This window comes from Anabaena subtropica FACHB-260, assembly GCF_014697105.1.
GTDB classification, from domain to species: Bacteria; Cyanobacteriota; Cyanobacteriia; order Cyanobacteriales; family Nostocaceae; genus Trichormus; species Trichormus subtropicus.
Genome location: NZ_JACJRF010000006.1, coordinates 47,990 through 66,110 on the forward strand (window position 1 = coordinate 47,990; position 18,121 = coordinate 66,110).

At 41.2% G+C, this 18,121-nt stretch carries 12 protein-coding genes; 3 read left to right on the forward strand and 9 right to left on the reverse strand.

Translation table 11 applies throughout. From position 1 onward, the window contains the following. Positions 1-64: 64 nt before the first annotated feature. Positions 65-1,120 carry a permease gene (locus H6G18_RS05225; RefSeq protein ID WP_190406029.1) on the reverse strand — a complete coding sequence of 352 codons (1,056 nt, stop codon included), beginning with the start codon at positions 1,118-1,120 and terminating at the stop codon, positions 65-67. Between the two features lie 842 nt (positions 1,121-1,962). Between H6G18_RS05225 and H6G18_RS05230 the strand changes: the two genes are divergently transcribed. Further along, complete coding sequence (locus H6G18_RS05230) at positions 1,963-3,321, forward strand: sensor histidine kinase (RefSeq protein ID WP_190406030.1); 1,359 nt, start codon at positions 1,963-1,965, stop codon at positions 3,319-3,321. 304 nt (positions 3,322-3,625) lie between these two features. Here H6G18_RS05230 and H6G18_RS05235 read toward each other — a convergent pair whose 3' ends face one another. The 4 genes from H6G18_RS05235 to H6G18_RS05250 all read right to left on the reverse strand — a co-directional run bounded on the left by H6G18_RS05235 (position 3,626) and on the right by H6G18_RS05250 (position 8,483). Further along, positions 3,626-4,504, reverse strand: a complete 879-nt coding sequence (locus H6G18_RS05235; protein WP_190406031.1) for an NAD(P)-dependent oxidoreductase — start codon at positions 4,502-4,504, stop codon at positions 3,626-3,628. 355 nt (positions 4,505-4,859) lie between these two features. Next, positions 4,860-6,077 carry a class I SAM-dependent methyltransferase gene (locus tag H6G18_RS05240; RefSeq protein WP_190406032.1) on the reverse strand — a complete coding sequence of 406 codons (1,218 nt, stop codon included), beginning with the start codon at positions 6,075-6,077 and terminating at the stop codon, positions 4,860-4,862. Between the two features lie 78 nt (positions 6,078-6,155). After that, positions 6,156-6,695, reverse strand: coding sequence for a GAF domain-containing protein (locus H6G18_RS05245; RefSeq protein ID WP_190406033.1), 540 nt, complete (start codon positions 6,693-6,695; stop codon positions 6,156-6,158). 603 nt (positions 6,696-7,298) lie between these two features. After that, positions 7,299-8,483, reverse strand: coding sequence for an NAD(P)H-quinone oxidoreductase subunit H (locus H6G18_RS05250; RefSeq protein WP_190406034.1), 1,185 nt, complete (start codon positions 8,481-8,483; stop codon positions 7,299-7,301). 316 nt (positions 8,484-8,799) lie between these two features. On the opposite strand from H6G18_RS05250, the gene rsmH reads away from it, so the two are divergent. Continuing rightward, a complete protein-coding gene (gene rsmH, locus H6G18_RS05255; RefSeq protein ID WP_190406035.1) occupies positions 8,800-9,711 on the forward strand; it encodes a 16S rRNA (cytosine(1402)-N(4))-methyltransferase RsmH in 912 nt (303 codons plus the stop codon). A gap of 104 nt (positions 9,712-9,815) precedes the next feature. On the opposite strand, the gene H6G18_RS05260 is transcribed toward rsmH, so the two are convergent. The 4 genes from H6G18_RS05260 to H6G18_RS05275 form a co-directional block, all read right to left on the reverse strand. Further along, positions 9,816-12,116 (reverse strand): peptidoglycan DD-metalloendopeptidase family protein, encoded by a 2,301-nt coding sequence (locus H6G18_RS05260; RefSeq protein WP_313954415.1) that lies wholly within the window; start codon positions 12,114-12,116, stop codon positions 9,816-9,818. Positions 12,117-12,944: 828 nt separating this feature from the next. After that, positions 12,945-13,406: a tRNA (cytidine(34)-2'-O)-methyltransferase gene (locus H6G18_RS05265; protein WP_190406037.1), complete on the reverse strand. Its 462-nt coding sequence runs from the start codon at positions 13,404-13,406 to the stop codon at positions 12,945-12,947. 209 nt (positions 13,407-13,615) lie between these two features. Continuing rightward, positions 13,616-14,755, reverse strand: a complete 1,140-nt coding sequence (gshA, locus tag H6G18_RS05270) for a glutamate--cysteine ligase (RefSeq protein WP_190406038.1) — start codon at positions 14,753-14,755, stop codon at positions 13,616-13,618. Between the two features lie 510 nt (positions 14,756-15,265). Continuing rightward, a complete protein-coding gene (locus H6G18_RS05275; RefSeq protein WP_190406039.1) occupies positions 15,266-16,183 on the reverse strand; it encodes a histone deacetylase family protein in 918 nt (305 codons plus the stop codon). Between the two features lie 647 nt (positions 16,184-16,830). On the opposite strand from H6G18_RS05275, the gene H6G18_RS05280 reads away from it, so the two are divergent. Further along, on the forward strand, positions 16,831-18,087 hold the full coding sequence (locus H6G18_RS05280) for an alkaline phosphatase PhoX (RefSeq protein ID WP_190406040.1): 1,257 nt from the start codon (positions 16,831-16,833) through the stop codon (positions 18,085-18,087). Positions 18,088-18,121 lie beyond the last annotated feature (34 nt).

An 18,121-nucleotide genomic window follows, 5' to 3' on the forward strand; every position in this document is an offset into this window, starting at 1 on the left:
TTAGTCAATGGTCAATAGTCATTAGTTGTTGTTTTGTACTGTGGAATATTGACTCTGGAATAAATTAAAGAACGTGCAAGTTGATGAAAAGAGTAAACAAGAATGTTAGTAGTCCGGCTAAGGCGAATAGGTAAAAGATTGTCTTGGGTTTGAATATGGATAACATCAAGCCAACACTTTTGATGTCGATCATTGGCCCGAAGACAAGAAAAGCTAATAAAGAACCAGTGCTGAAAGTGGCGGCGAATGATAGAGCAAAAAATGAATCGACAGTAGAACAAATTGATACTACTGCGGCTAACACTAGCATGACGAGAATTGAGGTAATCGGCCCAGCACCTAAGCTGAGAATGACTTCACGGGGTGCTAAAACTTGAACAGCCGCCGCGATAGCGCTACCAATGATCATGACTGCGCCTAATTCTCGTAATTCTTGAATACTGTTATCTAGTGAAAGGCGCAGTTTAGCCCTAAAGGGTTTGTCGGCGCTGGTGCTAATCTCATTGACTGGGGCTAGGTTAGTATCCAACCGTGTTGGTATACCACCTGCTCGACCACCTAAAATGTAAGTTCCTGAACGCAATATATTTGGTGTACTTGTGTCCTTGGCTGAGGAATATCTACCCCGGCGTTTTGTTTCGGGTTTGGCGGGGGGATTAAACTTTAAATAACGGGCGATCGCTGGTTGGACTATGGGTTGTAAGTCTGTCTGAGAACTGAAAACACAACCGATAATTGTGGCAATTAACAGCGAAAATACTACACGTAAAATTACTATTTCTGGCTGTTCCCGAAATGCTGTCCATGTTGACCAAATTACAATTGGGTTAATTGTTGGTGCTGCTAGTAAAAAACCAACTGCTACAGGCGTGGGTACTCCTTGCATCAGCAAGCGCCGCGCTACTGGTACATTCCCGCATTCACACACTGGAAACAAAAAGCCGACCATACTGCCGACTAAAGCTCCTAGTAAGGGGTTTCTGGGCATTCTTTCTACCAATTTGCGCTCATCAATAAAAAACAGCAGCACACTGGAGAATAAAACCCCAAGCAGTAAAAAAGGCATTGCCTCGACTAGCAGACTCAGAAATATTGTGAAACCATTGTTCAGTTGATTCATGGGCCTCGTAGTCAAAAGCTCTGTGGATTTTTGAGGTTATGCCTAGTCATTCTATCGAAACGGGGATCAAACACATTTGGTTACAATGCAACATAACATTTGGATAATAAGTTGATTGTGGACTTATATGACAATTCCCAATTACATCATGTACATTACACCCTAGCTTCTAATCCCTAGTCTCTAGCCCTTAACTTCAAAGAGAAGTAGCTCACTAAAACGCTATGTTTGGGCTTAAGCAATGATTGGTGGTGGTTTGTCAGCACATAGCTATTTTTACTTGAGTGAATTTACTGGCAATGAAAATTTTAAAGATTGTTCTCCTGCGAAAATAGTTCCGGTACTAGCAGAGTAGGTATAGAGTTACGTAAATTTTAAGTACCTAATATTTATACTTACTATCAATTAGCTCTTGAGAGTATTAACTTCCGGGTATTTTCATCAAGGATTCATACTTTTTAAATAATTGGGGATCACTGTAGTAATCAGTTATCAGAGCTATGTTAGCTCTCCTGTAAAGCTTTGAGGCTTTTGTTTGCTATGAATATGCAAATGAATTGCTCTCGTTGCTAACTTACAACTAAATTTTTATGATCCCTGGTGCAATTATATTTTCACTTTGGTTGATTTTTTACTATAAAAACTTTCAAATTGCAAGCCCAACTGCCAAAATCAACTTATATACTTTAAGTATTTTCACGATATTCATCTATTTAAAGTATAAGTATTGTTACAGTAAGAAATTTTGTGTAGTGTTTACTAACTACAGTGCCAGTGGTAAACGTAGAAGCTAAGATATTAGCTTATTTAGTTGTCAGTCTTTGTATATATCAGAATTCCAAGTGTCACAAGAATTTTGTTCTCTCATATCACCACCTGTTTTAAGTGTTGGTAGCGATCGCGATTTAGGTTTAGATTCCACTGTCCTGGAACTACCAATGTACACTTTTCAAGTAGAAGTTAGCTTTACTGGTGCAGAAGTAGCAAAGTATTTTGACAAAGACCCCTTGTTACCAGGAGTGATTTTACTAGATCAGGGAAAGTTTATCGGAATGATTTCCCGGCGACGACTGGTAGAATTTTTGATTCGTCCCTATGGACAAGAGTTGTTTAACAAACAACCATTAGATGTTCTCTACAGTTATGCTCGCACAGCAATTATGGTGCTTGTTGATACTACACCAATTTTGACCGCGATGCAAAATACCTTGAGGCGATCGCCAGAATTTTTGGCAGAACCTCTAGTGGTACAAACAGCAGAAAATGACTACAGATTATTAGATCCCCATGAATTAAACATTGCAGCTTGGCAAATTCGCGGTATAGAAACTCAGGTACGTTATGAACGCAGTCAAGCCCAAATGATTCAAAACGATAAAATGGCCAGATTGGGGAGATTAGTCGATGGAGTAGCACACGAAATTTTAGACCCTGTAGGTTTTATTTGGGGTAACTTAACTTATATATCTAACTACAGCCAAGATTTACTTAAGCTAATAGCTGCTTATGATAATTGTTTACCTCAAGCTTGTAAGCAGATAAATGATGTTAAAGAAGAAATTGAATTTGATTATTTAGAACAAGATTTATCTAAAGCATTAACTAGCGCTATTTCTGGTGCAGAAAGATTAAAAAAACTTGTTACTAGCTTGCAAAACTTCTGCCATATTGATGCAGTTTATCCAAAACCAGTAGATTTACACGCTTGTATAGATAGTATTGTCATTTTAATTAAAAGTCGGTTAAAAGGAGAAATTTCTATTATTAATAATTACGGTAAAATCCCCCCTGTTTCTTGCTTTATAGGTCAATTAAATCAAGTATTGATGAATATTTTGAGTCAAGCTGTAGATAGTTTGCTAGATGAAGCGGTGCGTCAGCAACTGCAACCAGATTGTAGTAAAAATTTTAAGCAAGCCACAATAGAAATTACAACAGAAATTATTTCTCAAGCCGCAACCAAAGCAAACGAACCAGATTCACGCTGGATTTCAATTTGCATTGCTGATAATAGTCTAGGAATGTCTGATGAATTACAACAACAAATACTCGAAAATTTTTCTATAGAAAAAAGAACTGACAAAGAAACAAGTCTAGCCGTCAGTTATCGTATCATTACTGCTAGACACGGTAGTAAATTAAATTTCTCATCGACACTAGGCATAGGTACAAAGTTTGAAATTTTACTACCTTTACTTTAGTCAATAGTCATTGGTCAATAGTCAATTCTCGTCTCAACCTACTTCCTCATCTCCCGATTTATCCTAGTACAGCATGGCGTAAATAAAGCCAACATTTAAATTTGTTAAAAAGCCTATCTTATAAACTTTTTCATGTTTGACTTTTGACCGTATCAATTTTAGATTTTGGATTTTGGATTATTTTTCGTTTCAAGCCCCGTTCCTTGTGGGCGGAACAAATCTAAAATACTTGCTGCGCTGCGTCCGCGAGGAAGACAGCAAATCTAAAATCCAAAATTGATTGACTTTTGACTTCACGGCGGTACTAGCCTCCGCTTGCTTCTCCCCAATCTCTAATCACAGAAAAAAGCGCAGAGTAGTCATCATTGGCAAATGACATTTTCATTGTTGTTTGTAAAAGTCTCTGCACTGTTTCAATACTACTGAGATCCAAACCTAAATATTGGGCTTCGGAAATAAACAAATCTGTGTCTTTGAGTAAGTGTTTTGTCGGAAAATTCGGATTGCTATAATTGCCATCCAACATCCTTTGCAGCTTTTTATCAAAGGTAGGTGCATATAGCGCACTTTCGCGTAGGACTTGCATAAATTTGTCCACATCAATACCTTGACGCTGCACAAACGCTAAACTAAGAGCAAAACTAGTAGTTAATGAAGCAATTAGCTGATTTAGGGCTAATTTCAACCCAGATGCAGTTCCTACTGGCCCTATCAGTAAAGGTTCTGGGCCAAAATTCTTGAGTAAATCTAGACGACGTTCATATTGTTTGGGTTCAGCGCCTACCATCACCGTCAGCGTACCTGCTTTAGCTTCGGGAATACTTCCTAACACTGGCGCTTCTATATATTCGCCGCCACCACCAACTACAGAATCTCGAATTTCTTGGCTTTGTGTGGAGGTAATTGTTCCCATCTGAATGATGGTGCGTCCTTCGAGAGTCCGCCAAGAAGTGTCCGAAAGCAACACATGATATATTGCTGCGGCATTAGTCAGCATGAGGATGACGCACTCAGCCTCTCGAATTGCGTAGCGGGGATGTGTCACTACTTCCGCGCCAGCTGCTTGTAATGGTGCTAGTTTTTCTGGGGTACGGTTATAGGCAACTACCTGTATATCTGCTGCTAACAATCTTTGGGCCATTGGTAGTCCCATAAGTCCAGTTCCCAGAAATGCCACCTTCATTTTTCACGTTCCTTTGATAAAGCCGCGTTTCCATCGTTTGATTGTAGGTTGTTAGGGAGTAGCTATTTAACAGTTAACAGATTTACATGATTTTTCTACTCCCTACGTCCGGATCTAGCGATCAGCCACCTGCGGCAAAAGTTGCCATAATTACAACTGAAAGCAAGATACCAGGACTAAGTAGTGTTACTAGCATTAACAAGTCATGAGCAGTCATAATTGTATCTCCCCTCTGATGCCCGATTTCATGGTAATCACTGTTATGCTAGTCTATATCCAGCCGATCCAGCATTCTTAAATAGAGTTTTAATTATTAGTCATTGGTCATTAGGCATTAGTTCATAGTCAACAGTTCCTAGTTTTCTGGTACAGACAATCCTTTGAGTGGTTGGGAATTTTCTTTTTTTGTCAGTCCCTTGCTTTGAATTAAAACCCCAAAGTTACCCAATCCTGTAGGATCGATTAACTGGTGTAGTGACTGTCGCCGTTGTAGTAATTCAGAGAGGGATATTTTTTGATGGGGAAGGGCAGCAATGCGATTTCCTAAGCCCAAAGCCATCAGGAATAAAGCTTGTTGGGTAAAGCCAAGCTTTTCTAAACCACAGCGATCGCCCCATCGCTCTAATGCGGTAAAGTCAATATGGGCGGTGATATCTTGTTGCCCAAGATTGATATAGGGGTTGTCATGATGACGATGTTGATAGTAGCACTGTAAGGTTCCTTGCGATCGCCTGGGATGATAATAGCGGCTGGCAGGGTAGCCATAATCAATTGTTATCACATACCCTCGTTGCAAGCGGTCTGCTAGTATACTCAACCAATCAAAAGCAGCTAAATTAATTTCACTACGATAGCCATCGACATAACCACCTTGCGCTAAATTAATCCCCACTAAATCGAAATATTCTGCGAGTTGGGGTGTGGAGGGTTCTGCTGCAACTTCCGTTAATTCGTAATTAGGGGATGAGGGAAAATTTTTCTCTTCTCCTACTCCCTCATCTCCCCCCACTCCCTGCATCGTTACATAAATTTCTTGTAGTTTCCCTGCCTCTAAAATAAACTGATGTACTGGCAAAGCATCTACTAATTCATTGGAGAAAAAACAGCCAATAATTGAGTTAGGTGATATCTCTTCCCAGCTACACCAACGCACGGGAAACTCTTGTAAGCGTTGCTGCTGTTCTTGCTTTAAACCTGGGGATTTTTCCACAATCATATACTGCAAGGCTGCAAACAATTCAGGATATTGCACCTGAATATAGTTAAGGATATGCAATGCCAACAGTCCTTGCCCTGCTCCCATTTCTACCAAATAAAAAGGTATGGGTTGCCCTAAAATCTCCCACATCTGGACAAATTGTTCTGCCAATAAATCACCAAAGTCAGTACCAAGAGTAACTGAGGTGAAAAAATCACCACCCTTGAATCCAATTTTGACTGCATTGCTGGAATAGTAGCCGTGTTCAGGGTGATATAGCACCATGTCCATATATTCTGCAAAATTAATTCGTGCTTCGGGACTGTTAGCAATACGATGGGCGATGGCTTTTTGTAGCGCTGAATAAGAATTCATAGACAAGTTAAATTAATACGGGGAGTAGAAATTTGTCTAGTTAGATATTTTCTCCTACCCCTCGTCTCCTACTTAAGTTCAACTTTCTAAAATATAAGGTGACGTTGCTAAAGTTTTAGCTCCTGCTTGCATTAGTTCTATATCTGATTGTGTCCAAGAATGAGACTCTTGGCAGTGATGAGCAACGAGCAAGCCCCATAACCCTCTGGGTACGAGAACTGGTACGACTAAGTTGGCACGGACTTGCAGAGTGCGGAGAAAGTCTCGATGGCAAGTATTTATGGGTTCTGATTCAATGTCAGCGATCGCTCTTGTACGCCCAGCTAAATACAATGCTGCATACTCATCATTAAAACATTCATCTGGCCCAGTTGACCCTAATATTGACAATTCTTCCGAACTTAAAGCCTCAAAAGTCACTTGTCCATGCCACTGCCAGTAAAAGTAATACAAAACCACGCGATCAACTTGCAGCGATTCTCTGATTTTATTTGTCGTTTGTCGAACTAATGCGTCCCTTTGCATTGTTTGGACAAGACGATTGAGGACTCTTTGTAAACCTTGTTCAGTAGGTTTATTTGAGCTAGGATCAAATTCTGCGTGAGAATGAATTTGCACAGTTCTACAGTTATGAATTAGTCAAACTTGTCAGATTTATATAGTAATTTATCTGACCTTAATTGAACAATCGTGCTAGAAAAAAACAGTACCAAATATTAAGCTGAAAAGCTTTATTCATCAAGTTTTTGAATTGATTACATTCAACAACTATTTTGATTAGGCTCTAAGTAAATAGTCAGCCTTTACGCTAAGAAAATAAGAGTAAAAATTTAGAATAATTAAATTATTATCATGTCAAAGTATATAAATTAGTTACAGTATGTAATGTTAAATTAATAATTTCTTTATTTTTTATAGTTCGTTGAAAAATAATATCTCAGAATTTACAAAAAAAATTGAGAATTTGTGGGAGTTAAAACCCACAAATAGAACAGTAAGTAAGTCGGCGCAAATAAAGCAAACTATGTTTAGCTATGTAAAACTATTGTAATTAAGTTCGTAGTAATGGTTACCCAACGGGAACGCTGCCTTAACAGCCTTTTTTTTAGGACTAAAGTCTTTACCCTCCGGGTTCGTTAGTCACTAATGGGGAAACCCCCAATACTATGCTAACTCACTACAAACCTTTCATTATTTACGCCGTCCTACTTATTGCTATGGTTATCTATCTACAGATCCCATGATTACGTCAATACTGCCAAGAATTACCACAACATCCGCTAGTTTCACACCCCGCAGTAAATGGGGAAGAATTTGCAGGTTGTTGAAATCTGCCGGACGAATTTTCCAGCGCCAGGGAAAGCCGTTATCATCACCAATCAGATAAATTCCTAGTTCACCTTTACCACTTTCCACACGGGCATAAATTTCACCCTTAGGCATCTTGAAGGTAGGAGAAACTTTCTTGCCAATGTATTGATAATCAAAAGCATCCCATTCGGATTTCTTTCCTGCCTCTAAACGCTTGGCTTCGAGATTTTCGTAGGGGCCGCCGGGTAATCCTTTGATCGCTTGCTTAATAATCTTCACAGATTCGCGCATTTCCCGCATTCTTACCATATAACGGGCTAAACAATCGCCGGCAGTTTCCCACTGTACTTCCCAGTCGAAGTCATCGTAACATTCATAATGGTCAACTTTCCGCAAGTCCCATTTCACGCCAGAAGCACGTAACATCGGCCCGGACAGTCCCCAGTTAATTGCTTCTTCGCGGCTAATTGTCCCAATACCTTCAATCCGACGACGGAAAATTGGGTTATTGGTAACTAACTTTTCGTATTCATCAACTACAGGTAAGAAGTAGTCGCAAAATTCTAGACACTTATCTACCCAGCCATAGGGTAAATCAGCAGCTACACCACCAACACGGAAGTAGTTATTATTCACCATCCGGTAGCCTGTAGCAGCTTCCCATAAATCGTAAATCATCTCCCGTTCGCGGAACTGGTAAAAGAAGGGAGTTTGAGCGCCTACGTCAGCTAAGAATGGACCGAACCACAGTAGATGGTTAGCAATGCGGTTCAATTCCAGCATGATGACGCGGATGTAGCTAGCGCGTTTAGGAACAGCAACACCAGCTAGCTTTTCTGGTGCATTGACGGTGACAGCTTCATTGAACATTCCTGCGGCGTAGTCCCATCGGCTAACGTAGGGGACATACATCACAGTGGTGCGGTTTTCGGCGATTTTTTCCATTCCTCGGTGTAGGTAGCCGATTACCGGTTCACAATCAACGACATCTTCGCCATCCAAGGTGACAATTAGCCGCAGAACCCCGTGCATGGAGGGATGGTGTGGCCCCATATTCAGCACCATTGGTTCAGTGCGGGTTTCTATTCTTGCCATAAATTCCGTGTTCTCCCATTATGAAAATTTTGAGTTGAACCGTGTTGATGCCATCCAGACGCGATGGCGTAACCGCCCACTGTAGGCGATCGCTCATGTCTGCCAAAATTAAATTCCTATGAGCAGCATCTTAGGGAAAAGCCCTATATGTATTGCCCATACAGGAGTATGTTGGAGAGATGGGGGCAGCAGAGGGGTTTTGCTTGATGTTTCATTTTGTTTCACTTCTTCAATTATTATAGGAAAGCTCGATATCTAAAGAAGTTGAGGCAGTGGATTTTTTAAATGTTGACTAATGACTAACGACTTGAAGCTAATGAATTCTCATTCTCCAGAACCGATCGCTATCGAAGAACTGATATTTTCCCATCTACCTGTATTACCTGAAGAAGTAATTACAGGTTTGGCTGTGCGTCCTGGTGGGCGTTATTTGGATGCAACGGTGGGGGGGGGTGGTCACAGTCGTTTGATTTTAGAGGCTGCACCAGATGTCAAACTGACTGCTATGGATCAAGATGAGGATGCTTTAGCAGCCGCTAAGAAGGAGTTAGCAGAATTTGGGGAGAGGGTAAAGTTTGTGCGGAGTAATTTTGCTGCTTATGAGTTCCCCTCCGCTAGTTTCGATGGTGTACTCGCCGATTTAGGTGTGAGTTCTTATCACTTAGATACACCAGAACGGGGTTTTAGCTTTCGCCATGCAGCAAGTCTGGATATGCGGATGGATCAAAGACAATCTCTAACTGCCGCCGATGTAATTAATGATTGGGATGAAGTTGAGTTAGCAAATATTTTCTTTAAATACGGTGAAGAGCGACTTTCACGACGGATTGCTAGACGTATTGTCGAAAAACGCCCTTTTCATACAACCACAGAATTAGCTGCGGCGATCGCCTCTTCTGTTCCTCCCAAATACCGTTATGCTAGAATTCACCCCGCTACTCGTGTATTCCAAGCTCTACGCATTGTCGTCAATGATGAGTTAAAATCCCTAGAAACTTTTATAGAAAAAGCACCAGCAGCCCTTTTACCTGGTGGCAGAATTGCCATTATTAGTTTTCACAGCCTCGAAGACCGTTTGGTAAAGCACGGTTTAAGAAATTTACCTTTATTAAAGGTTTTAACAAAAAAACCCATTATTGCCACTGAAGCCGAGATTGCCAATAATCCGCGATCGCGTTCTGCCAAACTCAGGATAGCAGAAAGGAAAATAAATGACGTAAAGACATAGCACGGCTACGCCCATACCAAGGTTTTTGGGGAAATTTTACAAAATAAAAGAGGGGATTTCCCCTCTACAGACAAAGTAATTATTTAATTGAAGATAAGCACCAACTATATGCGGTTGCTGGTGGTCGCTGGGAGCATGGCTATAGGATTTACTGCCCCTTTACCAGATTCATGGATTTCAAAGTGGGTGTGAGGACCTGTGCTAAACCCAGTGTTACCCATGAGGGCAATTTGCTGTCCTTGGTTAACTTGTTGACCAGCCCGCACTAAAAGCTTGCTATTGTGAGCATAGCGAGATAAGCTGCCATCGGGGTGGCGAATATCAACCAGAATGCCATAACCACCTTTATTCCAACCGGCTTTCTCAACAACACCATCGGCAGCGGCCAAAACTGGTGTGCCAACAGCGTTAGCAATATCAATACCTCTGTGCATTCTACCCCATCGCCAACCGTAGCCAGAAGTTAATACACCTTTTGCTGGCCAGATGAATGCTGTTGAGGAGTTTGATGGAGGGGGTACGCTTTCATCAACTGTTTGTGGTAAGTACTGGTCTACTGCTGCCAAAGGCGGCAATTTGGGAGACACAGTAGTTCCCCGCATTCTTCCTAGTGACTCAGAAGCATTGGTTCGTGGTGGAGGTGTTGTAACCCGTGTAGAAGACGGATTACGAGAGGGAGTTACACTACTCCCTCTTTGATTGGGCAAGAATTCTGGATTTAATGGCTCATTGACAGGGAGCGTAGCACGGAATTCAGGCTTAACAGGTTGGCTACTGTAGCTTGGTGCTAGTGGTGTGGGAACAGCAATTGGTACAGCGACTTCTTGCTGTCTGGAAACAGGTCTAGTTACTGCAAAGTTACTGGGACTAGTAACGGGAATTGGTACAGCAGCAGTATCGTTGTTCTGCTCGGCAGCTACTGGTACAGATGTATCACCAGACTGTTGAGCGCGATATTTTTCCTGTAATCTTTGAATTTCTGCTTGTAAGCCACGCAATCGCTCATTTTTCGCTCTTGCTACTTTTTCCGCAGGTTTTTGAGGCTGCTGTATTTCGATAAAGGCGCTGGGTATTGGAGTATTACCACCTACGCCCTGAGTTTTGGTAACAGCCTCTGATTCTGGCGGAACAATGCTATCAATTGGTGTTTCACTATTAGCAGCGTTTGGTGTTGGTACAGCAATAGGAACACTGGTGCTGTCAGCTAGAAATGGTGGCTGTGTAACTGGCAGGATTGGATTAACTCTGGCAGTATCTACAGGAGGATTAACTACTTTAGGAGTGCTAGGATACTGCACGCTGCTGGAGCTAATGATCACTGGTGCTTGAGCAATGGTGCTAGTGTTAATTCTAGCTCCAGGAATAATTAGTTGTTGACTGATTTGCAGTTGATTGGGATTGCTCAAATTATTGGCTTTTACCAGTTCTGCAACCGAAGTATTGTATCTACTAGCGATCGCCGCTAGGGTGTCTCCGGGTTTGACTTCGTAAGTGTTTTCAGTGGGTGCTGTAGTTACCGTTACTGGCTGTACTGGTATACTAATCGCCTGTGGCTGTTGTACTGTCGTTGCCAGACTGTCTGGATTGCCATTAGCCACTGTTGATGGCTGTTCAATAACTGTACTGTTTGTGTTTAATTGTGGCAGTTGAGTAGATGCAGTTGTTTGCTGTGTCAACTCAATATTAGTTTTTGATAAATCTTTTGACTCCTCAGACCGCAACTCCGCCAGACTTTTTCTTAAACGGCTCGATTTTTCTTGTAAACGATTGAGTGCAAATTCTTGCTGTGCTTTTAATCGGGCATTAATTTCACCACTGTCAGCAGCGTTATCTGTTGCTGCTTGTATTTGTGGTTCAGTTTTTAATGATGGAGTTTCCCCAGCAGCCACACCGTTAACACTGCTGAGTTGTTCTGCTAGCTCTTGTACTGGCTTGGCTGTTTGCTCACCTTGTGCCAGTTGCAATTGCTGGTTGATGGTAGTTTTATGAGTGGCAATGTTTTTAGTAAGATTCTCTGATGGGGCAAGTTGACCAGACATTCCACTTGCCAAAACTTGCCATTTAGCTTCAAGTCCCGGCAATTGTGAAACTGCTGTCGGTTCCACTATGACAGGATTCTCCGGTGCGCTGGATGATAGAACTATGGGAGTTCCCAGCTTTGTAGAAGCCGATTTCACTTCCAGATCAGCCGCCTTAGGAATGGTTGAGGCTGCCTTTTGGCTACCCACAGGCGCAGCCGCTTGGGCTTGATCGCTTTGTCGAGTCACCAAAAGGCTGGTTGCTCCCATTGAGATGGCTAGGCCAATCATTGCCGCTTGTCTACGCGCCCGGCGACTAGCTTGATTGTTTGCTACGTTTAACTGATCTGCCGGGGCATTATCGCTGCTAAGGGTATTTTTCAGCACAGCCTTCACTCTTTTTTTCAATGCTCGTTTCAAAGACGACCTCCTATGATCACTAGCGCTTAACTGACCTCGATTTTCCGGTCGGATACTAGTCAATGATTTAGATCACATCACACGATAGACCAAGATCACTTTCACCAGAGATACTTACGCAAGATTAACCTGCTTCTCTGATTTAGACAAGTTCACACCTGTTAGCAAAATTTAAAGTTGCTGTGCTTACTTGTCTTTTCCACTCCACACACCCTCACACAGTTTGCCATTCACAGTTGTCTTTGGTGATTTTGCTTCAGGTGCTGTGACTGGAGATTATATACTCACTCAGTCAACTGTCGCCATCAGCAATTTCCCGGCTATGACTTCTGGAAAAGCAATGCCCCCTGCTGTAGATATCTTCAAGGTTTTTCTACTTGATCCGTCTTCCCAACACGAGACTTTACGTTGATTATTCCCTAAAGCACAACCGTATTCACTTCCAAGGGCTTTTTTGACTCTTAGAGGATCGATAGTTAGTTTAAACAGTGCAAATGCTTCATAAGAATGGGTTTCAACCCTTTTGTTCCTCGAAACGAGACGATTTTAATTCATCAAAATCTATCATTCAAAGTGCAGACGTACTGGAAGTTACTATACAAATTTCTTATATTCTCCTACCCGCCTTTAAGAGCTTTTTCAATATATTTACTGTTTTACTTGACATAAATAGTATAAACAAGCACGTGTTTTGAAATTGGTAACATGGACGCAAATTTCTTTAAACTTCTTCAGATAATAGATTTAGCAGCTTGTCTATAAGTAATGCTGCTTAAATGACATTTGGTGACTAACTTATATTAGATATCCTAACTGACGACGCACTTCAAACAAGCCTACCGCCACACTTACTGAGAGATTTAAGCTGCGGACACCTGATTCAGCCATAGGAATGTATAAGGTGGCATCACAAGCTGACAGAACATTGGAGGGTAAGCCTTTAGTTTCACTACCGAACAACAACCAATCATCTGCTTGAAATTGAAACTGGATGTAATTAGAACTGCCACCAACTGAAAAACCTAACAATCTGCCGCCTCGCTCTTGATGTACATTTTTAAAGGCTTCTAAAGATTTGTGATAGTGCAGTTTGACGTAAGGCCAGTAGTCTAAACCTGCTCTTTTGAGGTAGCGATCGCTAATTTCAAATCCCAATGGACCAACTAGATGTAACTCTGTACCTGTAGCAGCACAAGTACGAGCGATATTGCCCGTATTAGGGGGTATTTGCGGATTAACTAAAACTACCTGAGGCATTGTCCGTATAATTTCTGTTTGTATAAAAATATATACTATTTATGTAAAATCCACCAATAGACAGAGGTCAATCATAGGTTTTGTTAATAAATGTCAAGTGAGTTATGTTGATTAGAATTTTAAAACGACAAAATTGCTTGTTCGTCATTAGTCATTAGTCAACAGTCAACAGTTTTTAACTCTGGACTATTGACTATTGACTTATCAATTTACCCCTTTAGAGGCGTACACAATTTGTTTTGCAGTTCAACTTCGCGTTCTTGAGTGGTGGCTATTGCTTGAGTGATGACGCATTGACTGTCAAAACCGACTTTATGTAGTTGTAGCCAATGTTGGGCTTCATTTCCTTCTCGGATGATTTTCTGTAAAGGAGAGAGGAAACAGCTAAAACCATGTTGTTTAGCGATCGCCCAAACTTCTTGATATATTTCGTTAACCCAGTCTCTAGCTATGATATTTCTACCGTCTTGCCAATGTGTAAGTTGAGCATCAAGACTAGCTGTAGCTGCGGCTGTTTCGTTGTTAGCGGTGAGAGTTATGAGTTCTTCAGGAGAAAACTTGCTTTGGGTTAAGGGATCCAGATCGGGGTTTTCTATTAGTTGTAATAAACGCGCTTCTAGGAAAGCGGCGATCGCCAGTAAGGCGATGGGATCTGTAACTAAATCACAAATTCTCAATTCTAGGCGATTCAAATCATAGGGACGGCGATCGCCATTTGGGCGTACGGATACCCACAAGTGACGGACGTTTTGCATTGTCCCCATAGCCAATTGCTGTTCTACCCATTCAATATGATGGGTATGGCTGGTAAATAGTGGGACGTGGTTTGGTGTTTGGGGGAAAAGACCCCAACGGGTGGAGTGATAACCTGTTGCTTTGCCATCTATGAAGGGAGATGAGGCACTTAAGGCTAAAAATAATGGTGCTTCTACACGGATTAACCGACAAGCCCGCATTAACACTTCTGGATCATCGATACCTACGTTGATATGAACACTGGCGGTAACTACTTGTGTACCGTACGTTTGCTCAATATAGTCATGATATGGGTTGGCTGGGTCGGAGCGGAAAAAGCGATCGCTTCCGCCCAAAGACAAAGTACTCCCAGGAACGAGAGTATAATCACCCAGTTGCTGGAGATAGTTTCTTAATTCGCGCCGGGGACGAAGTAAAGCACACAATAGACTTTCATAGCTTGGCAATGGACTGGTTGTGTATTCTACGTTGCGGCTATCTGGTTCTCTTACAAACCCGTCCAGCTTGCTCACAATTTTATCCGAGAGACCGACGATTTCACCTTGAGGCGTGCCGGTGTACATTTCAATTTCAAAGCCTTTTAATAAGACCACTTCCTTCTCCTGCGGCTCTCCCAGCCTCTAAATTGTATCGAAGTTAGACAATCCTTAAAATCAACATTCGGGCAAATTTAAAGTTAAGAATTATGGAACCTTAGACCGAAGTTTTTCAGCGTTTGACTCTACCCAACGAGTGCTGTGAATGTTAAGGGTCTGGATAATTGCCTAATCCGTCACCCCTCATTCGCAACTAACATATAATTCTGACGAATTTCCTCATCTAAAACTGATGAGAAAATTTGAGCTTTTGATATTGACAATAAACAGTATTGATGATTGACAAATTCAAAAATCTATCAGCCAGGATAATTACAATCAGGGGCATCAGCTAAACTAAAGAACTTAGGTAACTGTGATTTTGCTGTGTAGAACTAGATTTTACCTAGAAAAAAACCAGTGTTATCCAAAACGAAGTTTTCCCAACAGTTACTTATGTATGGCTTAATACTAACGTTTTATACAGCTTAAAAATTATGGTGTAATCCATATTCTCATAAAATTGTATCAAAGCCTGTATTGGCGATAGACCTGGCTAGCAGCACGATGTACTAGGGAATGTCGCCAAACTAGTGATGTCATATCATCAGCGTAACCACCACCAATGACGCAGGCGACGGGGTAGCCTGTACCTACACAGGTACTCAAAACCTGCATTTCCCGACGGAAAATTCCCGTATCAGTTAAGGCTAGTTTACCTAAGCGATCGCCTATATGCGGATCAACGCCAGCATCATAAAATACTAAGTCTGGTTTGATATCTGACAGCAAATCTGGTAAGTAAATCGCCAAGGTTTGTAGGTAAGCGTCATCTTCCATTCCCACAGGTAGGGGAACATCTAAATCACTATGTTGCTTAGTTCCAGGGAAGTTGACTTCACAGTGCATGGAGAATGTAAATACACTGTCATCATCTTGAAAAATAAACGCCGTACCGTCTCCTTGATGGACATCCAAATCCACAATCAAGATTTTTTGCGCGAGTCCCTGTTTTTGGAGAACACGACAGGCGATCGCTAAATCGTTGAAAATACAAAAACCAGAACCATAACTGGGAAAAGCATGATGAGTACCACCGGCTGTATTGCAAGCTAAACCTTGGCTAAGTGCTAACTGTGCTGTAAGTATCGTTCCACCCACGGCTATGCAGGTACGATTTGCTAACCCTGGACTCCACGGTAAACCAATACGACGCTGTGCTTTAGCATCTAGTGTCCCTTGACAGTAGGCTTGCACATAGTCTGGGGTGTGAACTAATTCGATTAATTCTTGGGGTGGAAGTGCTGGGTGATGAAATTGATTGGTTTGCGCCACACCATCATTTAACAGCAATTCGTAAAGTTTTTTAAACTTTGGCATCGGGAAACGATGACCTTCAGGTAGTGGTGCGACATAATCCGGGTGATAAATAATTGGCAATTCCATGTTATTTATTTTCACCCAAATACCGATACTAAAGATATCAGACTCATGTTTGATTTCTGAAAACCCAAATCATTTAGTATTTTGATACAAAATTTCTGGCAAAATCTAAGCATAAATATTTATAAGATAGTCATTGCCGACCCTATATTCCAAAAATAAAATACTAATTTTATATATCAATTTATTTTAGAAATCACCATGAATCTCCTTTAAAAAAGGGTGACAAATTAGCACTTAACTTGATTGCTAAAAATACGTTTTTGTTAAGAATTGACAATTAAAGAATAAATAATTAAATGAAAGTGAGTAAACACTTTTGCAAATGTTAATGAATAGAGGAATAATTAATATTTTTTTAGGTGAACAGGTAGATATTACCTAAATTTACAGCCAATTAATTTTAAAATAAACCGTGAAAACAAAAGTTAATAATTATCCAATTATTCAGTATAAATTTTGCAACCAAATATTCTTCATAGCATACCTTTTAGGGTAGTAGCGATCGCCATATTAAACTTATTTTTTTTCATTTCTTCTCATAAGAAAACCTTAGTTTATCCTTAACACAAATAACTGAAATATTCTCCATAATAGCTATCAACTAATCTGCTGTTAATGGCTTTTATTCCAAAACTAAGGAGAATGTAGTGAGCTTATCGAGACGTGAATTTTTTACACTAGCCGCCACGGGATCTGCGGGTGCTGCACTCTTATCTCCATTGCAGGCTTTTTATGCTAAACGAACTCTAGCAGCAGGCCCTTACGGTGCGCTTCAATCTGACCCTCTCGGTGTACTAGACTTACCAGCCGGATTCTCTTATGTGAGATTGTCTGAAACAGGACAAACCATGACCGATGGCTACAAAGTTCCAGGTGGACACGATGGTATGGGAGCATTTGCAGGAGCTAATGGCTCGACAATTCTCATCCGTAACCACGAACTCAATCCAGCATCAAGTACAAGTGTTGGCGCACCTAGCTCTAAAAAATACGATACTCAAGGTAAAGGTGGCACCACAACTTTAGTAGTTAGTTCCAATCGCACTTTAATAAGTCACTACGGTTCTTTAGCTGGTACTTACCGTAACTGCGCTGGTGGACCAACCCCTTGGGGATCTTGGCTCAGTTGTGAAGAAAGTTTTGAAACAGGTAACAAAAAACATGGCTACGTATTTGAGGTTCCTAGTAGTGCAACTGGATTCGTAACACCTGTAGCCCTGGTAGCGATGGGTAGATTTAATCACGAAGCAGCAGCAGTAGACCCCAATACAGGCTATGTCTATATGACCGAAGACCGCAGTGATGGCTTGTTATATCGCTTTGTACCTAATCAAAGAAATAACTTGAGTGCAGGAGGTACACTGTCTGCTTTGAGAATCATCTCAAAACCTAAAGCAAACACCACAACAGGGTTTACAGTGGGTCAAGCTCATGCAGTAGATTGGGTACCAATTACTAACCCCAATCCTTCGAATGATACGGTAAGGGTTGCAGGCTTTAATTCAGGAGCCGCTAAATTTGCTCGTGGTGAAGGAATTTTCTATAGCAATGGAGATATTTATTTCTGTTGTACCAGTGGCGGTAGTGCTGGAGTAGGTCAAGTCTGGCGTTATACCCTTGCTACTCAAACACTGCGATTATACATACAACCCAATAATGCCAGTATTCTAGATTTTCCTGATAACATTGTCGTTGCGCCCAACGGTGATTTGTTCATCTGTGAGGACGGTGGCGGTACTGACTTTGTTGTAGGTATTACGCCAAGTGGCTCACTCTATAAGTTTGCTCGCAATGCGTTGAACTCAAATGAGTTAACTGGGGTTTGTTTCTCACCCAATGGACAAACCATGTTTGTGAATATGCAATCACCAGGAATTACCTTTGCTATATCAGGGCCTTGGTAAAGTTTAGTCACTATTAGCAAGGCCATTACCTAAT